Annotated in this window: 18 protein-coding genes; 3 read left to right on the top strand and 15 right to left on the bottom strand. The window is 58.7% G+C overall.

Going from position 1 to position 19,393, the window contains the following annotated elements; genetic code table 11:
- The first annotated feature begins 116 nt into the window (after nt 1-116).
- Nucleotides 117-3,584, top strand: a complete 3,468-nt coding sequence (locus ACOZ4N_RS00795; protein ID WP_424016167.1) for a hypothetical protein — start codon at nt 117-119, stop codon at nt 3,582-3,584.
- 105 nt (nt 3,585-3,689) lie between these two features.
- Here ACOZ4N_RS00795 and ACOZ4N_RS00790 read toward each other — a convergent pair whose 3' ends face one another.
- The 8 genes from ACOZ4N_RS00790 to ACOZ4N_RS00755 form a co-directional block, all read right to left on the bottom strand.
- A complete protein-coding gene (locus ACOZ4N_RS00790; protein WP_424016166.1) occupies nt 3,690-4,553 on the bottom strand; it encodes a hypothetical protein in 864 nt (287 codons plus the stop codon).
- Between the two features lie 250 nt (nt 4,554-4,803).
- Nucleotides 4,804-5,736 carry a transcription initiation factor IIB gene (locus tag ACOZ4N_RS00785; protein WP_424016165.1) on the bottom strand — a complete coding sequence of 311 codons (933 nt, stop codon included), beginning with the start codon at nt 5,734-5,736 and terminating at the stop codon, nt 4,804-4,806.
- A gap of 60 nt (nt 5,737-5,796) precedes the next feature.
- A complete protein-coding gene (locus ACOZ4N_RS00780) occupies nt 5,797-6,618 on the bottom strand; it encodes a DUF6884 domain-containing protein (protein ID WP_424016164.1) in 822 nt (273 codons plus the stop codon).
- 19 nt (nt 6,619-6,637) lie between these two features.
- Nucleotides 6,638-6,889 carry a hypothetical protein gene (locus ACOZ4N_RS00775; protein ID WP_424016163.1) on the bottom strand — a complete coding sequence of 84 codons (252 nt, stop codon included), beginning with the start codon at nt 6,887-6,889 and terminating at the stop codon, nt 6,638-6,640.
- 53 nt (nt 6,890-6,942) lie between these two features.
- Nucleotides 6,943-7,635: a hypothetical protein gene (locus ACOZ4N_RS00770; RefSeq protein WP_424016162.1), complete on the bottom strand. Its 693-nt coding sequence runs from the start codon at nt 7,633-7,635 to the stop codon at nt 6,943-6,945.
- Nucleotides 7,632-7,796 (bottom strand): hypothetical protein, encoded by a 165-nt coding sequence (locus tag ACOZ4N_RS00765; protein WP_424016161.1) that lies wholly within the window; start codon nt 7,794-7,796, stop codon nt 7,632-7,634. Before ACOZ4N_RS00765 ends, ACOZ4N_RS00770 begins: the two co-directional genes overlap by 4 nt.
- Before the next feature lie 129 nt (nt 7,797-7,925).
- Nucleotides 7,926-8,375, bottom strand: coding sequence for a hypothetical protein (locus ACOZ4N_RS00760; RefSeq protein WP_424016160.1), 450 nt, complete (start codon nt 8,373-8,375; stop codon nt 7,926-7,928).
- A 135-nt stretch (nt 8,376-8,510) separates the two neighbouring features.
- Nucleotides 8,511-9,002 (bottom strand): PaaI family thioesterase, encoded by a 492-nt coding sequence (locus tag ACOZ4N_RS00755; protein WP_129069897.1) that lies wholly within the window; start codon nt 9,000-9,002, stop codon nt 8,511-8,513.
- A gap of 290 nt (nt 9,003-9,292) precedes the next feature.
- Here ACOZ4N_RS00755 and ACOZ4N_RS00750 point away from each other — a divergent pair, with 290 nt between their 5' ends.
- A complete protein-coding gene (locus ACOZ4N_RS00750) occupies nt 9,293-10,579 on the top strand; it encodes an ABA4-like family protein (protein ID WP_424016159.1) in 1,287 nt (428 codons plus the stop codon).
- A gap of 158 nt (nt 10,580-10,737) precedes the next feature.
- Nucleotides 10,738-11,346, top strand: coding sequence for a helix-turn-helix domain-containing protein (locus tag ACOZ4N_RS00745; protein ID WP_227739009.1), 609 nt, complete (start codon nt 10,738-10,740; stop codon nt 11,344-11,346).
- 153 nt (nt 11,347-11,499) lie between these two features.
- Here the strand turns inward: ACOZ4N_RS00745 and ACOZ4N_RS00740 are convergent, their stop codons facing one another.
- From ACOZ4N_RS00740 to ACOZ4N_RS00710, 7 genes are all read right to left on the bottom strand, one after another.
- The gene (locus tag ACOZ4N_RS00740; protein WP_129069898.1) at nt 11,500-12,057 is read right to left on the bottom strand and encodes a TATA-box-binding protein; all 558 of its coding nucleotides are present in this window, start codon (nt 12,055-12,057) and stop codon (nt 11,500-11,502) included.
- A gap of 18 nt (nt 12,058-12,075) precedes the next feature.
- Nucleotides 12,076-12,939, bottom strand: a complete 864-nt coding sequence (locus ACOZ4N_RS00735) for a 2-oxoacid:ferredoxin oxidoreductase subunit beta (RefSeq protein WP_424016158.1) — start codon at nt 12,937-12,939, stop codon at nt 12,076-12,078.
- A 79-nt stretch (nt 12,940-13,018) separates the two neighbouring features.
- Nucleotides 13,019-13,408 (bottom strand): hypothetical protein, encoded by a 390-nt coding sequence (locus ACOZ4N_RS00730; protein WP_424016157.1) that lies wholly within the window; start codon nt 13,406-13,408, stop codon nt 13,019-13,021.
- 16 nt (nt 13,409-13,424) lie between these two features.
- The gene (locus ACOZ4N_RS00725) at nt 13,425-13,754 is read right to left on the bottom strand and encodes a 4Fe-4S dicluster domain-containing protein (protein WP_129069901.1); all 330 of its coding nucleotides are present in this window, start codon (nt 13,752-13,754) and stop codon (nt 13,425-13,427) included.
- Nucleotides 13,755-13,790: 36 nt separating this feature from the next.
- Entirely contained in the window at nt 13,791-15,221 is a 1,431-nt protein-coding gene (gene sufB / locus ACOZ4N_RS00720; protein WP_424016156.1) for a Fe-S cluster assembly protein SufB, read from the bottom strand.
- A gap of 537 nt (nt 15,222-15,758) precedes the next feature.
- Nucleotides 15,759-17,180: a PAS domain S-box protein gene (locus ACOZ4N_RS00715; RefSeq protein WP_424016155.1), complete on the bottom strand. Its 1,422-nt coding sequence runs from the start codon at nt 17,178-17,180 to the stop codon at nt 15,759-15,761.
- A 3-nt stretch (nt 17,181-17,183) separates the two neighbouring features.
- A complete protein-coding gene (locus ACOZ4N_RS00710; RefSeq protein ID WP_424016154.1) occupies nt 17,184-19,382 on the bottom strand; it encodes a PAS domain S-box protein in 2,199 nt (732 codons plus the stop codon).
- Nucleotides 19,383-19,393: the final 11 nt, after the last annotated feature.

Raw genomic sequence — 19,393 nt, 5'->3', positions numbered from 1 at the left:
TGGGAGCCCCCGCTCCCGTCGCCAAGCCCTGTCTCGTTACTTCGTAGTTAGAATTAATTAACTAAACCAGTAATATTATATAAACAGTCAAAATTATAGAAACTTAGGAAGGTACAATGAAGGCTTTAGATATATATCGCAAGTTACTGTACTCAACCGGGTTGGCAGCACTACTAGTTACTATTTTGATGACCGGAATAGTGGCGGTACAACCCGCAGCCGCGACAGGCGTATCAATACAGACGACAGAGAAAGCAGAATTTGGAAACATCGTTGCAGAAGTAACGACTGAAACGCACTTTACGGACAAAGAGTCTTACCCAGTCAATGTCTCGGCAGCTATCCAGGGTGGCGAGGAAGTAAACGGGACAACCGATCTCAGGACGATCGAGGTCGGCGAAACACGCCGGAGCAAGATCGATGCCAGCGATATCGAACCACAGGGGTTCGACGGATACGCGGAACCGATCAACTTCGGGCTCTCCGCGGGTGATCGGATCGATGTCGTCGCCAACGCGACCAGTGACTCGAATATTCGGCTGTTCCTCGGGAGCACTGAGGATGACATTGGCCTGATCGAGAGCACATACACCCCTGGGAACGCCTCGCTGGTCAACGTCACCGCACCGAAGACGGCTCCCTACACGGTTATCGTGCTCGGTGGGGCGAACCAGACCTTCCAGTATTCCATCACAGTCCGGAACGCATCGCTGAATTCGGATGTGGACACGGACGGTGACGGACTGACCGACGCCCGGGAACGCGACCTCGGGACGAACGCGACGCTCGTGGACACGGACGGTGACGGGTTGTGGGACGGCAACGAGACCGAACTCGGGTTCGATCCGCTCGACAACGACAGTGACGCCTCCTCGACACAGTCGAACGAGGCTGGTGACGGTGTCGAGGACGGACTGGAGGATATCGATGGTGACGGGATTCCCGTCGGGCGGGAGATGCGACTCGGATTGGATCCCTTCGACGCTGACGAAGACGACGACGGCCTCCCCAGCGGATATGAGGCGACTCAATCGTACACAGACCCAACACAGGCTGACTCTAATGACAATGGTGTCTCAGATGGAAGTGAGGATCATGACGGTGACTCACTGACGACAGCGAAGGAATTGAACATTGGTTCAGACCCACAGAGGCGAGATACCGACGATGATGGTCTTGATGACGACCGTGAGTTGGCAATCGGAACGAATGTTTCCGATCCGGATACCGACAATGACGGCATCAAAGATGGCATTGAAGCTTCAAATACGTTCCCGACCAACCCAACGAATTCCGATACCGATGGTGACGGAATACCCGATGGCGAGGAAGAAGTCTCGACAAAAACTACGAACACCACACTCAATGCGACCGCAACGGTACGAGGGCCAGGAACTGTCGCCGGGAACGTAACCATCAAGAACGGCTCGCGGCCGATGCTTGATCTCGGGGCAGCCGGAGACTCGATGGTCACGTCGCCTATCAAGTTCGAGAATCAAAGTAGGTTCGACAACGCCACTATCACGCTCCCGTACAACGAATTAGCCGTGTCCGGGAGCGAGGCGGATGTCTCGATATATCGGTATAACGAGACGCTCCAGACTTTCGTCGCCGTGGAATCCAACGTTGACAAAGTCAACAACACTGTGTCAGCGAACGTTTCACATTTCTCGACTTATACGGCAATGGACAGTCGAAGGTGGAACGAGAGGGTTACCGGACCAACCGCTGAAACAAAAGACAATGGTGAGACGTGGACGATCCCAGTTTACGTTAGTTCCTTCGAGAGCGGCAGTCTCAACAGCAATTGGTCTTTCTCTGGCCGTTCGACCGATCCGGATGGTGATGGTTTCGGCGATCCAATCAATGACCGTGGTTCCGTCGGCGTGTCCGGCGGAAGCCTACAGCTGAGTTCATTCGGCTGTTATCGTACGCAGGCGGATTGGAATTACGGCTTCAGTAACGGATCGCAGACGACAATCAGCTTCGATTATACCAGGACACAATCCGAAGACTACGGCGTCCACGAAACTAACTTCTATATCCGTGAAAATGGCTCGAAACTAGATTATGATGTTGTCAATGGACCAACCTACGGGAGTGAAAAGGTGCTACCGGCAACCACAACACCAGACCCCGCTAGTGGTTCAGTGACAGTCCAGGCTGGCATCGAAAACGGAAGTTTCAATTTCGGATTCATCAACGAACCGCGACTACAGTTCCGGGATGCGACTTCGTGTAACCTTGGGTCGCTTGATAAGACTGACCTCAAAATCCACCGAGTTATCACCAAGGTCACATTCACGAATAACAACATTACCGACACCGACGGTGATGGATTACCTGACTTCATCGAAGAACGAGGGATACCCACGGGATGGGGGCGCGTTCAAACTAATAAATCGAATCCCGACACTGATGGCGACGGACTCACCGACGGCCAGGAAGTAGCGATTGGACAGTTCGTTCAGAACCCGAACAATCCGGGACAGCGGTACTTCAGGCTCCAGAGCGATCCGACGACCAGGAACAGTGACGACGACCAACTGACTGACTATACCGAGCGTCAGATGGATACAAACCCCATGCGGAGTGACACTGATGGGGACGGACTTGACGACCACGAGGACTTCAATCCGCATGACCCGTACGAGATCGAGAGGCTGAGTAACGCGGATAAAGGACGTGCGATGCTTGACGGTGCAATTCTGGGCGCTTTCGGTGAGGCTGACGGAGCAGTGTCCAGTGACTATTATGACACGCCGTACTTCGTTATCGGTGAAGTCGGTGGTGGGGCGCTCCCCCTCGCCGATGTCCGAGACGCTATTGGCCACGCCCGCCAGGACGATTGGAACGCAATCATATTCGACATCGCAGGTGCGGTCCCAGCTGGTGGGGATACGGTCAAAACCGCAGATACGTTCGCAGGCTGGGCCAAGCGAGCGGACCGTCGGACCGTTGATTGGTTGCTCGAAACCATGCAGAAGTACGAAATAATCGGCCCGAAACGGTCTGACGAATTCAACAAAATAATGCTCAGACGGATTATCAGAGCCGGACAGGGTGCTGAGGACTTCAAAAACCTTGCCCGTATCACAGAGCGTGGGGGTCAGTTAGTCAAGCTCAAGAACTCGTTACCACGCGGTATGGAAACCGGTGAGATAGAGCGAGCGTACATCTGGCCAGATGGAGCACTCTCCGACGAGGTGTACCTACTCCTCGACTCTCGTTGGACTCATATAAAAGAGCGCCACTACACCGGAGAACGACAGCCAGACGGGATAACGAAGTTCTTCCCATCCGGCGAAACCGTTCCGGCTGGAAGCTCCCGATCCTCGAAGACACTCCCAAATGAGATGTCGACTTCTGAACTGAAAGAACTCATCAAAAACGCGATTGAAAATGGAAACCGCGACGGAGCAATCACCACATACGAACCGAGTGGTGAATACGGAATAGATCAACTTCGACTCGTCGCCAATCACGACCGGGGCTGGATACTGGGCCTATACGCTCAGAGCGGACCGAACGTCTACGAGTGGAATGGCACCGCCTGGGTCGAAAACCCTGATCCGAATCCCTGATTGAAATCGGATCTCACTCACTGCTGCCGGGTCTCTTTTTTTCACATTGGACACTGGGCAAGGGTCATCGGTGCGCGATCATTAAGCCCGTCATCTGCTGTCATCTCAGGCGAGAAAATTCAGGTAGACTCCGAAGCTATAGAGCGCGACGAACGCGATAGCCATGAGTGACATGTACACCCCGCGGCCGATGAACGAGATGGTGAGAATTGGCCAGGGCCGATTCGAGAGCAGGACCGCTCCTTCGTCGAGCGCCGCTGAAGCCTCACTCTCGTTGACGGCACTCACGGGGCCGTATACACGAATTGTATCGTCCGATTGTAGATACTGTACCTCACATTTCAGCCAGCGAGTGAAGGCTGTAAGTCCGGTGGTGTAATGCTCGACTCGCTCATGGGGGTCAGGTCCGTTCATCGACCGATACGTCTCGACCACGGATTCTTCGTCCGTCTCCGTTTCCTCGAGCCAGTCCAGTCGGTCTGAATTCTCGAACAGCCGTTGTGGCAACTCGTCGAGTTCCGCTGTAAGCGAGTCAGGGACAGCGCCTGCCCGGTATGCTCGAACCGTCTGCCTGTTGTATCGAGAGGCTGACAATCTCGTCTTCCCGGTGGGAGTTACGGTCACTCTACCCGTTCCGTCTTCGATAACGAACGACGACATACTTCCGTGGACGAGGAACTGATCCTGATCGAATCGATTACGTATGAGATCCACCCCCGTGAGTTTGTACTGGTAGGCAACGCAGTCTGTCCGTGTGACCGGGTCGGTGACCTTTGTTGCGGGTTGGACAACCGTCCCTTCGAGTTTGATACGCGGTCCCGACGCCTGACCGATCGTTTCCAGCGATGTCCGTGCAAGCCCGAATCCGATCCGCAGTCGATCGATAGCACCGAAACTGTATCGACGGACCCAATATACGACGAGCCAAGCCAAAAGAAGAAAGACGAAGACTCGTATTAGTATCGACATGCGATTGATACGTTTGATGCAACAACGGAAATAATTTTTTTATCGAAAAATCAGCTGGTCTTGAGCCCTTTGTGTCGTGAAAGCGTTTGGCGACTTGACGATGGATGGTGGCTGTCTCAAGGCGCCTGATCTCCCCTGAGCCTACTGTCGATGCGTAGAATATGGCTGAAATGATCCTCGAGGCGATCAGTCAGGGATATGAGCACCCCAACGAAACCCGACAATTTTCGGACTTCAGTGATTTAGGAGGTCAGGTGTTGATGTGTTTTTTTAGCATGTCCCGATTAGAACGGACAGTTGCGGAACATACATCAGCTGCTGCCGCAAGCTCCTCTTGCGTAATTTCATCGTCGGTCTCAGTAGCCGCTATCTCGAGGCAGGCTGCTGCTACTCCAGCTGGATTTCGTCCAGTGGCCCGTCCTGTGTTTGCTGCTTGTTCGGCGAATTCGGATGCTTTGTGTCTGGTCTCAGCCGAGACACTGACCTCAGACGCGAGTTTTGGAACGAAGGCGGCGGGTTGCTGTGGTGGAACGGGAAGCCCCAGTTCACGGTTCAGGACGGAGTATGCATTCCGAATGCGATGTGATTGGACACGCGAGATGCGACTGACCTCATCGAGGGTAAGAGGTTGTTTTGCACACCGACAGGCCGCATAGACACAGGCGGTCGCCATCGCTTCGATCGAACGCCCTGGCAGTAGTGAGGCATCCTGTGCGGACCGGAATAGAGTCGCGGCCTGTTCACGGAGGTCCTGTCCGAGACCGAGCGCTGACACCATCCGTGCGATTTCGGTACAGCCGTGGCCGAGGTTTCGGTCAGCTTTCGACTGCCATTTGGCTCTGTTGTGTTCGCGCCGAAGACGTGATATCCGACGACGCGTCTTGGAACAGAGTTCGTTCCCGTTGGCGTCCCGCTTGTACCCGATTTCTGTCGACAGTCCACGATCATGCCGTGCGTTAGTGACCGGGTCGCCAGTACGTCCACGATTGCTTTCGTCGTCCAGATAGATTCGTGGTCCACGGCGGTCAAGCCGTGATGTATCAACGACCAACCCACAAGAGCAACAGCGCGTTTCCCCCCCTTCGGTCAGGAGTTTTCCGCCGCACTCTGGACAGGTATTGATTGCTCCTTCGTCAGTCGATACGTCGTCTCTGCTTGTTCGGGCGAGTTCTCTCGTTGCCATCTTTGACCAGCGAGACCATCGTATCTGGCCCCGCACCTGCTGGGGATCAACAAACCTCCGTTACCGCCGTTCGTTCTGGTTTTTCCGGTTCTCAGAGTCTCTGGAACTGCACAACTGCTGTTGCTCGGTCGCGATGTACTGGTCAGAAACCTCCTCGAAGGCGTCGAGACCAGCCTGCTCAGTTGCTTCGACGTCGACGCTTGATCTATCGAGCTGCCAACGCGCTTGATCGCGGTCATAACCGGCATCGAACACGGAGAGTTCGCGAGTCCGGGCCGGCGTGGCGATGGCTTCCAGTTCTTCAGCCCGCTCGCTCAACCAATCCATCTGCTCGAACATCCCGTCGAAGTCCCGTTCTTGGAACGGGAACCGCACGGATGCTTTCGGCGGGAGTGCTGTATGCGTTTCCTGCCCAGTTTCCAAGGCCGTCGGCCGGCCCTCGAAGATCCCCCGCTCGCGAAGGGCGTCGACGTAGTCACTCCCGGCGAGGACGACCAACTCCCGGCAGGGAGACTCCGGCTGATCGGCGTGGAACGGTCGGCGAAGCCAGTCTGCCAGCCCAGAGTGGACACGGCGGGCCCAACGGTCCAGTTTCGTTGTGACGGGATCACCCGACGGCAGTTCGAATCGCGGTTCGCCGTCGATTGGCACGTCGCGGAGGTCATTGATCGTCGTGTTGTAGGGCTCGATCTCCATCCGGGCCGGCAAAATCCCGTGTTCGGCCGAGAGGACGGCCCAGGCGTTCGCCCGCCTGTCGGCTGTTCTGGCCCACTGGACGGCGGCCTCGGCGTAGCGGCGCTTGAGTACAAAGTACGACGATGTATACAGGTCACGAGCTTCGGCAGGTTCGTCGGTTTTCGCATCGCCACAGCCGACCAGCACGAACCGTCCTCGCGTCCGCTCAGGCGCCATCGGCTTCCCACCGTTCGGCGGGATCAAGCTTCCGAACCTCGGCGACGCGGCGATTCCGCTCGGGGGCGAGGAACTCGGCGGTACAGCCGGGACAAGCCCGGACCTGCGTGACGCCGACGTGGAAGACCAGCGCCTCGAACTTGTACTGAGCCGGTTCGGTACAGGCCCGGTAAAACTCACACTCGACCGGATTGATATCGATCTGTTCGTCGGTTGCCTCTGCCGAGTCGTGGGTGGACATGAACAAATTCCTCCACCCACCTCGGGGAGAACAAACAGACTGCGGCGCAACCGCTAAACCCAATCGAGCGTGACGGTGAACGGTCCCTCCCACTCTCTGGCCTGCTCGGGCGCGTTATCGTGGGCCCAGAGCTGTTTGGCTTTGCAGGAGCCGTCGTCGTACAAGTTCCCATTCTCGTCGGTCGCATCCTCGGCTGGGACGACGAAGTGTTCGCGCTTCTCGGCCGGTACGAGACGGCCCTTGTGCCAGGTCTGTGGGATGAAGGTCACGCGTACCCGGCTGGACCCGTCACACTCTGGTGGATCTGGAACCAGATCGAGCAGGTCCAACCGTCCGGCGATGTCGGTGTGCTGGCTGAGCCACTGGCGGGCTTCCGCGATGGCGTCGTCGATATGCTCCTGATCGAGCGAATCGCTCCGGCCCCATTCGGCGCCGTCTTCGACCACGGTCGCGCAGGCTCGCGCGATGACCTCGCTGACCCGGGAGTCCTCGGCGTAGCCGGTGACTCCGTTCTGGGCGGTTTCCAGTTCGCGGTACAGCATCGACTCGGTGCCGGTCTCCTGCTCACGCTCGTGGACGGCACAGCGAAGGTGTGCGACGGCGTCCAGCAGGTGTCCCAGCTGGGAGTCATCCTGAATGTCGTCTCGGACTTGCTTCCGGAGCGGGATCGAATCGAACTCACGGGCGGCTCGGCGGGCGAGATCGGTCTGCTTCTCGGCTCCATACGATGTCTCGGCAGCGGTCATCGCTGTTCCCCCTCCTGCATGACTGGGCGAGTTTCGGGCCACTGCTGTCCGTCGAAAATCGCGCCGGACTGTTGGGCGTTTTGATGTTCGGTTTCAATGTCACGTTCTATGTTGTCGGTATGGTCTGGCGATGCGTCACCGCGTTGCTCGTCGGTACTCATGGTGAAAAAGCCTCCAGCCAGCAGGGGGAGACAAACTCAGGTTGCTGTGAGACTCATCCGGGCATTGGAGCCCCTGTGCTGAATACAACGCGCGTATGCAGCATTCCTGTGGATAGCACCTCCTGATCGTCAGGTCCTCCCCTTCAACGGCTTATGATAGAGTGCGAACCCAACGACCGCAGATAGACACGCGATAGCGTTTCCCTGCCAGGGAGGATTCCCGGGTGTGTTCTGGAGCACCGACAGCGTCGCCCACAGATTGGGGAGATAGAACAGCAGAATGACTGCTGGCAGCGCGTACAGTGCCCATCGGCGGTCGCTCCGGAACGGAAAGACCAGCAGCACCAGAATTACCACGCCGACAGTGAACCAGCCGCCGCCGGCGACGGTCATCAACGCCGAAATTAACACCTGATTCGCTGCCTCGACTTCGCCCCAACCCATCGAGAGTGCGTCGGCGTGATACGGCATGAACGATTGCCTGACGGCGTAGATGCCGCCGAGGACCAGGCTTACGATGGCCGTGATGCCGTACGATAGTCCAGCCGCCCGCTTCCGAAGGCTATGATCGGCGAACACAGTGAATCTCCTCGACATGATCTACCAGTTACAACCGAGTATGGATTTGCCCAACATCTTGGTGACACAGTCGACTGTGAGATGACTCGATTCGGGTGGTTCGGGAGTAACATCGACGCCAGCGTACGTGTCGGGTCACGCCGTGGATGCAACTGCGCGGTCGTCCAGCATGACGAACTCAACACGTGACCGTGCGACCAGCGTACTCTCCGGGTCGTTTTCCGGGTCGTACGGCATTCCGAACTCGTGGGTGTCCGGTAACTCGAACAGTTCGACTTCGATCGCTAGTTCGTCCCGCTCACTGCTCGTCGTTCGGTCCCGAACCACTGCATGAGCGGTGACACCCTGTGTCGCACTCTTCTCGAAGGACACGTCCATCGCTGTGGTGTACGCCTTCCCACCAGGCGTGCCGTACTCCCGCCAGACGGCAAAGAGGCCCGCCATATCCATCACACTCGTGAGCACGCCACCGTGGACGTGCCCCACTGGCGTCCGTAGCGTCTCCGCGTCCGGAATCTGCATCCGACAGATGTCCTCGTCGGTTTTCGCTTCCACGAACGTCAGTCCCAGATACTCGTAGAAATCGACGGCATCGAGAACCTGTTGGTAGACCTCAACTGCACTCATGACCGATCACCGCCACACTGTCGGGGTCGCTGACTCGGGATACGTCGTGTCAGCCCAGCAGATTCGCACGCACGCTGGCTGTCGTGCCGGTCCAATCCGTCGCTGAAGTGTACTGGTGTGACATGCCAAGTAACTAGAGGGGAGAGTTCAGGGTACGACTTTGCCCAACATGTTGGACAAACCGATTCCTCGGGATCACGCCCACATCAGTATGTGATGCGACGGAAACTGTGTCCCCGACTGAAGTACAGGACCGACTCGACGGAACCGAGAAACCGGAGGTGTCGAGAATGAACGCACATCTCGGATCACCGATCAGAACTGGATCGGAACTGGCGGCGGAACTTCGGCGCCGGAGTCGCGTGCTGTTCGCCGTCGCGCTCGTCAATCTCGTCCTCGCAGTGGTGTTCACCGCGCTGCTGCAACTGGACGGTCGCACCATCCTCGGACGGAACGTCTGGACCAAACCCTGGAAGTTCGCCACATCTATCGCCATCTTCACTGCGACGGTGGGCTGGCTGCTCCCCTCGCTGTCGCTGGCCGACCGCGTCGAGTGGCTCGCGACCAGAACCATCGGCGGGGCCATGCTCGTCGAGATCACCCTCATCTCGACCCAGGCCGCCCGCGGCGTGCAGTCGCACTTCAACAAGGCGACCGCTCTCGACACCGGTATCTTCGCCGTCATGGGCACGACGATTACCATCAGCACGCTCGTCGTGGCCTACGTCCTGTGGCGCACCGTCCGTGACCCGCCAGACCTCGCACCCGCGTACCTGTGGGGTATCTGGACCGGATTCTTCCTGTTCGTCCTCGCGAGTTTCGAGGGCGGGCTGATGATCGCCAACGGCTCTCACAGTGTCGGCGCACCCGCCGACGGATCCGGACTGCCGCTGTTGAACTGGAGTCTCACCGGCGGTGACCTCCGTATCGCACACTTCGTCGGCCTCCACGCGTTGCAGGTCCTCCCGCTGACTGGCTACGTCGCAGCACGCTGGGACGACCTGTCGACCCGCCAGTCGCTCGGCGTCGTCGGCGTCGTCGCAGCCGGGTACAGCAGTCTCGTGGGTGGGGCCTTCGTCTGGGCGCTACTCGGCAACCCGCTCGTGACGTCGCTTCCCCTCCCGTCGATGACGGGCATCTTCGGCGGGAGTTTCCTGCTGGTCGCGCCGTTCTGGGGACTGATGATCCTCGCGCCGACCTGGCGCGTGACCGAGCGAGTCGTCGCCTCGCCGCTGCTCGCCGTTCCCGCCGCCCTCCTGTACCTGCTCGTCATCGTGCCCCAGTTCGGCTCGGTCGTGAGTGGCGTCCTCTCGCCGTCACTCGCCGGGATGCAGTCACTCCTCGCGACGGCCGCCGGTACTACCCTCGCGTGGGTCCACTTCCTCGCGTTCGACCTCTTCGTGGGCCGGTGGATCTACCGCGACGCACGCCGCCGAGGACTCCCGTGGCTCGTCGCTTCCCCGCTGCTGGTCGTGACACTGTTGCTGGGACCAGTCGGGTTCCTCGGCTACTGCGTGGTCCGTGTCACGACGGCCGTCCGGACGTCGACCGCCACTCCGAATCCGGGAAGTGACTAAACTGTCCCACACTGGGTCCTCTTTCTCGGCGGCCCCCACGGATGAGACCCGAGACTGACTGGCCCGACCCCTGGACCGGGACTGACCCACAACCTGTTGTGGGTTCAGCAGAAACCAGTCCCGACAGGGAGAGAGCCTTGCTTCGCGCACGCTTCCGGATGACGCTGCCCGAGGACATCTGGGTTGCAGAGGTGTCCACATCGTTTCCGGATGCGACGTTCCGACTGCTCACTGGCGTCCCGAAAGGTGACCGGGCGATCGAACTGGGCGAAATCCTGGCCGACGATCCCGAACTCGCGGCCGCTGCACTCCGGGACCATCCCGACATCGTCGCCTACGACCGACTGCTCGTCGACGACCAGCGAGCCATCACCCAGTACGAGGCCGAAGAACAGCGCCTCTATCAGTTCCTCTGGGAGTCGTCGCTGCCCCCGGAGTTCCCGCTGGATGTCGAGAACGGCGCGATGGAGTTCGACCTGACCGCGACACAGGCACAGTTCGAGGCGTTCGGCGAGGTACTCGACGCCACCGGCCTCCAGTACGAACTCCTGACGGTCGTCCACACCGACGACGAGGAGTCGCTTTTGACCGAGCGCCAGCGCGAGTGTCTGACCGTCGCCCAGCGCCGCGGCTACTTCGACGTGCCACGGGACTGTACGCTGGCGGAACTGGCCGACGTGCTAGACGTGGATAAATCGACGGCGAGCGAGACCATCCGCCGCGGGACTGCCCGCGTTCTCGAACAGTTTCTCGTCGGGCACGAGTGACCGTCGCCCCGACTGTCCCGATGGGTGATATGGAGTCGGCCTCTCCGGTTCGTCAGCCCTGTCCACGCAGTCGGTAGCGTTCCACGATTACAACCTGTCGACGCCGTCGATGGGCTCTCGAAACGTCACAAGAGACTACCGGGAGGAGTTTTTTCAGCCCAGCAATCCGAGTGCATCCAATTCCTCACGGACAGCATCCAGAGCCCGATGCGCATCGCCGGGATCTTTGCCACCGGTGATGACGACCTTGCCTGATCCGAACAGCAACAAGACGACATCGTGATTTTCGAGTCTGTAGACTAACCCAGGGAACTGTTCTGGTTCGTATTCGACCTGTTCGAGGCCAAGTCCGATAGCCATCGCGTTGAGATTTAGATTCGTACCCAGATCGCCAGACGAGACGATATTTTGCACAGTAACGTCTGGTTCGTCTGGCACGTCGATATCAAGATCGCTGAACGCATCGAAGACGACATCCATGCTCCCGTGTACAGCGTCCACACTCTCAGCACCGGTACAGACTATTTTACCAGACCGGAAAATGAGTGCCGCTGCTTCGGGGTCGTTCGTCCGGTAGACTAGTCCGGGAAACTGTTCGGGATCGTAGTCTGCCCCGTCCAGATCGAACGCGACGCTGTCGAGATCTAGTTCCTGACCGATACTGGTCGATGCGACGACGTTCTCGATTGAAATAGATTGTTGTACGGACATTGTATGCTCTCCCGATACTCAGTAGAACTCTCGAACGAGGTTCATTGCGTCGTCGGGGGCGCCGTCGGGGATGTCGGACATGGGCTCGGTGAGGCCTTCACGCTCTTCCCACGGCACGGACTGGTCGTTCTGGTAGATGACGCCCTGGTACTCCTTGTCGGCGTCGAGGATGGCCTGTTTGGCGTCGCCGTAATCGGTCGGGTCGTGGCCGGTTTCGCCGAGATCAACGATGGTGTCGCGGAAGTAGTCGTAGGTGTCCACGTCGTTGAAGGTGACACACGGCGAGTAGACGTTTACGAACCCGAAGCCATCGTGTTCAACTGCTTTCTGTACGATCTCGGTGTGGCGCTGGGAGTCAGAACTGAACGACTGGGCGATGAAGGTGCCGCCGGCGGCGAGCGCGAGCGCGAGCGGGTTGACCGGGGGCTGTTTGGGCCCGTCGGGGGAGGTCGAGGTCTCGAAGTCCTCCCGCGAGGTGGGCGAGGCCTGCCCCTTCGTGAGGCCGTAGATGCGGTTGTCCATGACGACGTAGGTCATGTCGACGTTGCGGCGGACGGCGTGGATGAAGTGGCCGGCCCCGATGGAGTACCCGTCGCCGTCGCCGCCGGCGACCATCACTTCGAGTTCGGGGTTGGCCAGTTTCACGCCGATGCCCACGGGCAGGGCGCGGCCGTGGACGCCGTGGAGCGCGTAGCTGTGCATGTAGGTGCCGATCTTCCCGGAACAGCCGATGCCGGCGACGACGAACGTGTTGTCGGGGTCGTTGCCCGTGTTCGCCAGCGCCTTCATCATGCCGTTCATCGTCCCGAAGTCACCGCAGCCGGGACACCAGGTCGGTTGCTTGTCGGATTTGAAGTCCGTGAATCGAATGTCTGAGCTCATTGGTTCAGTCTCGAGGTTCTGTGTTCTCTATACTGTTGCTTGGGTCGGTTCTCCCGAACGAGAGGGCTGTACGGGGCACTCATTTTGAGTGCCTGAGCGAGGCCGTCTCGATCTCGCTCACTCCAAGTTCGGCGATTTCGGCAGTTATCGGCGGTGGCAGTGTTTCGATCGTATCGACACGCTGTGGATTGATCGACACACCGTCGATTTTGAGAGCCACCAGTTTCCCACGGCTCCCGTGGGCAGCGACCTCGAACTCGAATGGACGGTCTCGGTCGTCGACGGCTTTGACCCAGACTTTTGCGAGTCCGTTCGCGCTCTCCCAGTGGACGCTGTCGACGACGGTGAGGCTGCCGGCAGGCGGGACACACGAGGAGCCACACGCGGGACAGCGAGCCAGGTGCGGCGCTGTCCCGACGTAGTCGTACTCGGCATCGCACTGGTAACACTGTAATGCGACCGTACTCATCGGTGGTCACCCGTCATTAGAGTCGCCCCGCTCGTCCGGGATCGACATCGATCGCATCGACCGGACAGACATCGACACAGAGCATACAGTCGATGCACTGGGCTTCGTTGGCCGGATCAGCCTTGATCTCGCTCTCCGGGTGGTCTGGCGTGTCTGTCCACTCGAACACGTCGACTGGACAGTCCTCCAGACACGCTCCATCGGCGATGCAGATGTCGAAATCGACGGCCACGTGGGTGCCGTGAATGCCCAACGTTTCTGGTTCGTCGACGGGTCCCCAGACCGTGTGGCCCTCGTGCTCGTCGGCGACATCGCGGCTGGTCTCGAACGTCGGATCGATTCCCATTGAGATTGTCTCCTGTATGATCTGCTCTCTTGCCTACTACCCGAGGCTTCCCTCCATCTCGAGTTCGATGAGGCGGTTGAGTTCGACCGCGTACTCGATGGGCAGTTCCTCGGTGATCGGCTCGATGAAGCCGGCGACGATCATCTGCTTGGCGTCGTCGTCGTCCAGGCCACGGCTCTGGAGGTAGAACACGTCCTCGTCGCCGATCTTCCCGACGGTCGCCTCGTGGGCAACGTCGACCTTGTTCTCCTGGATCTCCATGTACGGCATCGTGTCCGACGTCGACTCGTTGTCGAACATCAGCGCGTCACACTCGACCGACGTGGAGGCGTTCTCCGCCCCGTCGGCCATGTGGACCAGCCCGCGGTAGTTCGTGCGGCCGCCGTCCTTGGAGATGGACTTCGACTCGATGGTCGATTTGGTGTTCGGCGCGTTGTGGTAGACCTTCGCGCCGGTGTCGATGTCCTGGCCCTCGCCCGCGAACGCGATGGTAATGTGGTTGTCCGTCGCGCCCGGGCCCTTGAGGATGGTCGAGGGGTACAGCATCGTGGCCTTCGAGCCCATCGACCCCGACACCCACTCCATCGTGGCGTCGGCCTCGGCGATCGCTCGCTTGGTGTTGAGGTTGTAGGTGTTCTTCGACCAGTTCTGCACCGTCGAGTACTGGACGTGGGCGTTCTCCTTGACGAACACCTCGACGCCGCCGGAGTGGAGGTTGAACGCCGAGTACTTCGGCGCGGAACAGCCCTCGATGTAGTGGACCTCGGAGTTCTCCTCGGCGATGATGAGCGTGTGCTCGAACTGGCCCATGCCGTCGGAGTTCATCCGGAAGTACGCCTGCACCGGCATGTCGACGGTGGTGTCCTCGGGGACGTAGACGAACGACCCGCCGGACCAGATGGCGCCGTGCAGCGCCGCGAACTTGTTGTCGCTCGGCGGCACGGCCTTCGTCATGAAGTACTCCTTGACGATCTCTTCGTGTTCCTGGACCGCCTTGTCCATGTCACAGAAGATGACGCCCTTCTCCTCCCAGCGCTCCTGCATGTTCTGGTAGACGATCTCCGACTCGTACTGCGCGCCGACGCCGGAGAGGGCGTTCTTTTCGGCTTCGGGGATGCCGAGCTTGTCGAAGGTGTCCCGGATCTCCTCGGGCAGGTCCTCCCAGTTCTCGGCCCCGCCGCGTGTCTCGATGTCCGGGCGGATGTACGGGACGATCTCGTCCACGTCGACCTCGCTCAGGTCGGGCGCACCCGGCCAGTCGTCGGGCATCGGCATCTGCTTCCACTGCTCCAGCGCACGAAGCCGGCGCTCGAGCATCCACTCGGGTTCGTCCTTGTCCTCGGAGATGACGCGAATCGTCTCCTCCGTGAGGCCCTTGTCGGCCTTGAAAGCGGATTTCTCCTTCTTCTTGAACTCGAACCGGGCTTCCGTATCGGTTTCCTTGAGATGGTCTTGCTCTGAACTCATATACTTGAGTTGAGACTGCTGGGTAAAAAGTCTAGGTAACTCAAAACAGATTTAGTAACCACAATTAGTTAATTCCGTTAATCCAAACTATATCCATCAAACTACGAGCGATTGTTATCCGTATCGCGAACTGGGCTCCAGCATGGAGTCGTGTATTTTCGAAAAACCAGCAAGGAGATGTAACCGGTGTGGGGTTCGGGTCGTTCGTGCCGTGGTCACAGCTGGCGACACCCTGACGCTGCTTAACAAGAAAACAGAAACCCGCTATAGTAGTCACCAGAAGTCGTTGCTCGCTGTCTGTTCAGACGTGGCGGTTCGTGCGGGAAACCGGCCTGCTGACGTTCGTGGCCGTGAACATTTCTGCGGACTAGTATAGTGAGGACCTCCGTCTGTGCTAACGGGCACGTTTGCAACCGCTGCCGGGAGTCGCTCTCAAAAAGATCGGGCGAGTGGCTCGGGAATGTCCGGAAACCTCCGATTTCTGTGAGCACGAGAATCTTCGATTCTCGAATGCCGTGACCTCGAGACAGGTCACTCTCAGGGTGCAATCTCAATCTCGAACCGCGCTCCGCCATCGGGCCCGTCTGTCACAGACACCGTCCACCCGTGAGCCTCCACGATCCGTTTTACGATGGTCAGTCCGAATCCGGTGCCCCCACTCGTCGAAGAATGGCCTGGCTCGAAAATCTCTTGGCGCCTCGCTGCGGGAATCCCAGACCCATCGTCTTCGACGTATATAGTGTCCTCATCGACGCGTCCGACACGAACAGTCACGTCCGTGCCACCGTGTTCGATAGCGTTTCGGAACAGATTCTCGAATACGTGTCGTAACCGATCACGATCGCCCTGGAACGTCATCTCGTCAGCTATATCGAGGGTCGCCGCGTCGGTATCCACCGTTCCCCAGCACTTCCCGACGAGGTCGGTCAGACTGACCGTCTCCGTTTCGTCTATCGTCTCACCCTGTCGAGCGAGTGTCAACGTGTCCATGACGATTGCCTCCATCCGGTCGAGCGCTTGTACGAGTGGATTCAAATGTTCGCTCTCCGTTTGTTCATCAAGAAGTGTTGCGCGGGCCTGTGCGACGTTGAGCGGATTCCGAAGGTCGTGGGAGATGACACTCGCAAACTCGTCGAGCCGCTCCTTTTGACGACGAAGCTTTCGTTCCCGTTCGACACGGTCAGTGACGTTTCGGGTGATTCCCACGAGACGGGTTACGTCGCCGTCAGTGAGTACCGGTGCGAGGTTCGTCTGCCAGATGCGTGCCTCCTCGTTGACTCGCAGTTCTTCCTGATACGAGATCGGCTCACGAGCTTTGACACACCGGTGATAGTTTGCTTCGAGTTCCGCTCCCGCTTGCTCACCAAACACGTCTCGAGGCGTTTCTCCCCGGACCTCTTCGGTCGTGATCCCGGTTTGACGCTCGTATGCCGGACTGAGCCGGTCGAACTCGAACGTGATATCGGTATCTGACGCGTCGACATCAATGAAGAAGATTGCGTCCTCTGCATTGTTCAGGAGGGCCTCGTACTCCCCGGCGAGTTCACGGAGTTCGCGTTCACGTTTTTTGCGTTCGGTAATCTCACGACTGTTGAGGAGAATACCGTCGATGACATCGTCTTCAAGTCGGTTCCGCATCGTGGCCTCGATCCAGCACCACGACCCGTCGGCGTGTTTGAATCGGACTTCGACGGTCTGGGGTTCGTCCGGGGTTTCCAGAACGGCTTCGACCGCGTCGGCATTTCGTTCCCGGTCGTCCGGATGGACGAACTCGTATCCAGTGTTCCCGACCAATTCCTCGGGATCGTAGCCGAGGACTCGTGTGACGGCGGGGCTCACGTACGTCATCATTCCGTCAGTGTCGATGATCGTTGCGACGTCGCTCGACTCTTCGACGAGCGTCCGATATCGGTCCGTCTGCTTCTGGTTCCGAGTTTCTGAAGGCTCAGTGTCTTCCATTGGTCAGTGGTTTTCGGCGGGTGTTCCCCGATGGGATGAGTCGGCGGACATCCGGGGGAGACTTATTACGATACCTGTTCCACGCGATTCGTCATCCACAAAGGTGACTTCGCCACCGTACAGCGAGACGGTCCAGTAGACGATCCAGAGCCCGAGTCCAGTGCCGTGCTGGAGCGGCGTTTCCTCGCCCCGTTTGATCGTTTCCAGTTCGTGAGCTGGAATCTCTGGTCCGTTATCGATAATTTCGATGTCGATCCACTCTTCAGACCGTCTTTCACTGGATGGCCTGGCGGTAACCGTCACCTCGGGAATCTGTTTATCGTTGTGGACGACAGCGTTGTCCAGTAGTTCCTCCAGTACCAGTCGCAACCGTCGATCCGCTCGAGCGTGGAGTGGATCGGGATCATTGAAATCGAATGAAGCGGTCGGATGCTCCTCGGAAAAGGTGGTGACGACGTCACCAACTAACTCCGTCACGTTGGTAGCGGTCTCGGCTGATACCTCGTCCTCGAACAGTGAGCGGACAGTGCCGGCTTTGTCACTCAGCGTCGCCAGAGCGTCCACTCGTTCTTCGATCGCGCTCACGTGCGCCCGGGCTTCGTCATTGCTCAGTGATTCATGGAGTAGTTCAGCCCGACCCCGAATAACGGTCATTCCGTTCTTGAGATTGTGGCGCAAGACGCGATTGAGCACGTCGAGTTGCTGTTTTCGCAGCCGACGATTCGTCACGTCGGCTTCGATCGTGACGAAGTGTGTGATTTCTCCGTCGTCGTTCGCTATGGGCGAGATCGTCTGGTCGACGTGGTACAACTCCCCGTTTTTGCGCTGATTGATGAGATTCGCATTCCACTGCTCGCCCGAGAGAATCGTCTGCCACATCCGATCGTAGAACTCCTCGTCCTGTTTCCCTGACTTGATAATGCGGGGCGTCCGACCGACGGCTTCCGCACGGGTATAGCCGGACCGGGCTTCGAATTTCGGATTCACGTACTCGATAGTCCCGTCCCTGTCAGTGATGAAGACTGCATGCCCTGCATTTTCGACAGCTTTTTTGAACAGTTGGAGGTCCATCTCGCGCTCTTTGCGCTCGGAGACGTCCTCCTGAAATCCGACGTAGTTCTTGACGGTTCCGGCGTCGTCTCTCACCGGCGCGATACTGACGCGATTCCAGAACTGGCTGCCGTCCTTCCGGTAGTTCCGGAGTTCCACGGACACCGGCTCGTCGTTTTCAACCGCCGTTCGCATTTTAGCGACTGGTTCATCACGCGTCGCCTCTCCCTGGAGGAATCGACAGTTGCGTCCGAGGGCCTCCTCCTCAGAATATCCCGTCAGCGCTTCGAATCCCTCGTTTACGTAGACCATCGGGTTGTCCTCCCGGTCGGGATCGGTGATGGTGATCCCGACGGGTGCTTTGTCCATCGCCTGAGACTTCAGCTCGAGTTCTCGTTCGTACGCTTTCCGTTCAGTCACGTCGCGTGCAGAGAGGATTACCGGTGACTGTTTGGAATCCTCGAGCGTCGCAGCCGACATCTCCAACTGTCGCTTTTGTCCCCCTTTTGTTTGACACGTGAGGTCGTCTGTCGATCCCTGCCCGGCCTCCTGTACCTCCTGGAGAAAGGACCTGAACCGCTTGTGATCATCGGCATGGATCGTCTCCGTTGGCGATACGGCGAGCAATTCGTCACGCGAATATCCCACGAGGTCGCACGCTGCCGGATTACACTCGGTGATCTCGTCGCCAGAAGGGGCAACCACGAAGATCGCGTCGTTCGTCGAATCGAACAGCCGCTGAAATCGAGTCTGCACGTCCTCGTAGCGCTCGGACAACTCCACCGACTGCTCGCGCCTGGCCAACAGGTTCCCCACCCGGCGAAACAGGGTCGTTCGGTCGACGGGTGCTGCCACCACCTCGTCAATGAGCGGGGGTCCGTCGCCGTCCTGCTCGGACGGCAGCGGGACAGTTCCTCTCGACCCCTCCTGTTGGATCAACAGTACGGGAGTGAAAGTCGGATGGACCTCTGTTTTGTGCTCCCGTAACGCGTCTCGATACGTTGGCACCATCTGTTCACCGAGGAGGTAACAATCGACGGGTCGGAGGGTGTCGTCGGCGATGATGTCGTACCGCTGGTCGAGAAATTCTTCGAGGGCTTCCCGGTCGTTATCGCCGTGTATCAGGAGTTGTATGGTGTGTTTCTCACTCACTTCGCGACTGG

Source organism: Halorientalis pallida, assembly GCF_049605515.1.
Classification (GTDB): domain Archaea; phylum Halobacteriota; class Halobacteria; order Halobacteriales; family Haloarculaceae; genus Halorientalis; species Halorientalis pallida_A.
This window is presented reverse-complemented; position numbering and strand designations above follow the sequence as displayed.

Coding starts and splice junctions, on each gene's coding strand:
- ACOZ4N_RS00775 (WP_424016163.1), bottom strand. CDS start 6,889: ATGTCCACCCACGACTCGGCAGAGGCAACCGACGAACAGATCGATATC.
- sufB (WP_424016156.1), bottom strand. CDS start 15,221: ATGAGTTCAGAGCAAGACCATCTCAAGGAAACCGATACGGAAGCCCGG.
- ACOZ4N_RS00785 (WP_424016165.1), bottom strand. CDS start 5,736: ATGGCAACGAGAGAACTCGCCCGAACAAGCAGAGACGACGTATCGACT.
- ACOZ4N_RS00725 (WP_129069901.1), bottom strand. CDS start 13,754: ATGGGAATCGATCCGACGTTCGAGACCAGCCGCGATGTCGCCGACGAG.
- ACOZ4N_RS00745 (WP_227739009.1), top strand. CDS start 10,738: ATGACGCTGCCCGAGGACATCTGGGTTGCAGAGGTGTCCACATCGTTT.
- ACOZ4N_RS00730 (WP_424016157.1), bottom strand. CDS start 13,408: ATGAGTACGGTCGCATTACAGTGTTACCAGTGCGATGCCGAGTACGAC.
- ACOZ4N_RS00735 (WP_424016158.1), bottom strand. CDS start 12,939: ATGAGCTCAGACATTCGATTCACGGACTTCAAATCCGACAAGCAACCG.
- ACOZ4N_RS00795 (WP_424016167.1), top strand. CDS start 117: ATGAAGGCTTTAGATATATATCGCAAGTTACTGTACTCAACCGGGTTG.
- ACOZ4N_RS00740 (WP_129069898.1), bottom strand. CDS start 12,057: ATGTCCGTACAACAATCTATTTCAATCGAGAACGTCGTCGCATCGACC.
- ACOZ4N_RS00715 (WP_424016155.1), bottom strand. CDS start 17,180: ATGGAAGACACTGAGCCTTCAGAAACTCGGAACCAGAAGCAGACGGAC.
- ACOZ4N_RS00765 (WP_424016161.1), bottom strand. CDS start 7,796: ATGAGTACCGACGAGCAACGCGGTGACGCATCGCCAGACCATACCGAC.
- ACOZ4N_RS00770 (WP_424016162.1), bottom strand. CDS start 7,635: ATGACCGCTGCCGAGACATCGTATGGAGCCGAGAAGCAGACCGATCTC.
- ACOZ4N_RS00755 (WP_129069897.1), bottom strand. CDS start 9,002: ATGAGTGCAGTTGAGGTCTACCAACAGGTTCTCGATGCCGTCGATTTC.
- ACOZ4N_RS00750 (WP_424016159.1), top strand. CDS start 9,293: ATGAACGCACATCTCGGATCACCGATCAGAACTGGATCGGAACTGGCG.
- ACOZ4N_RS00790 (WP_424016166.1), bottom strand. CDS start 4,553: ATGTCGATACTAATACGAGTCTTCGTCTTTCTTCTTTTGGCTTGGCTC.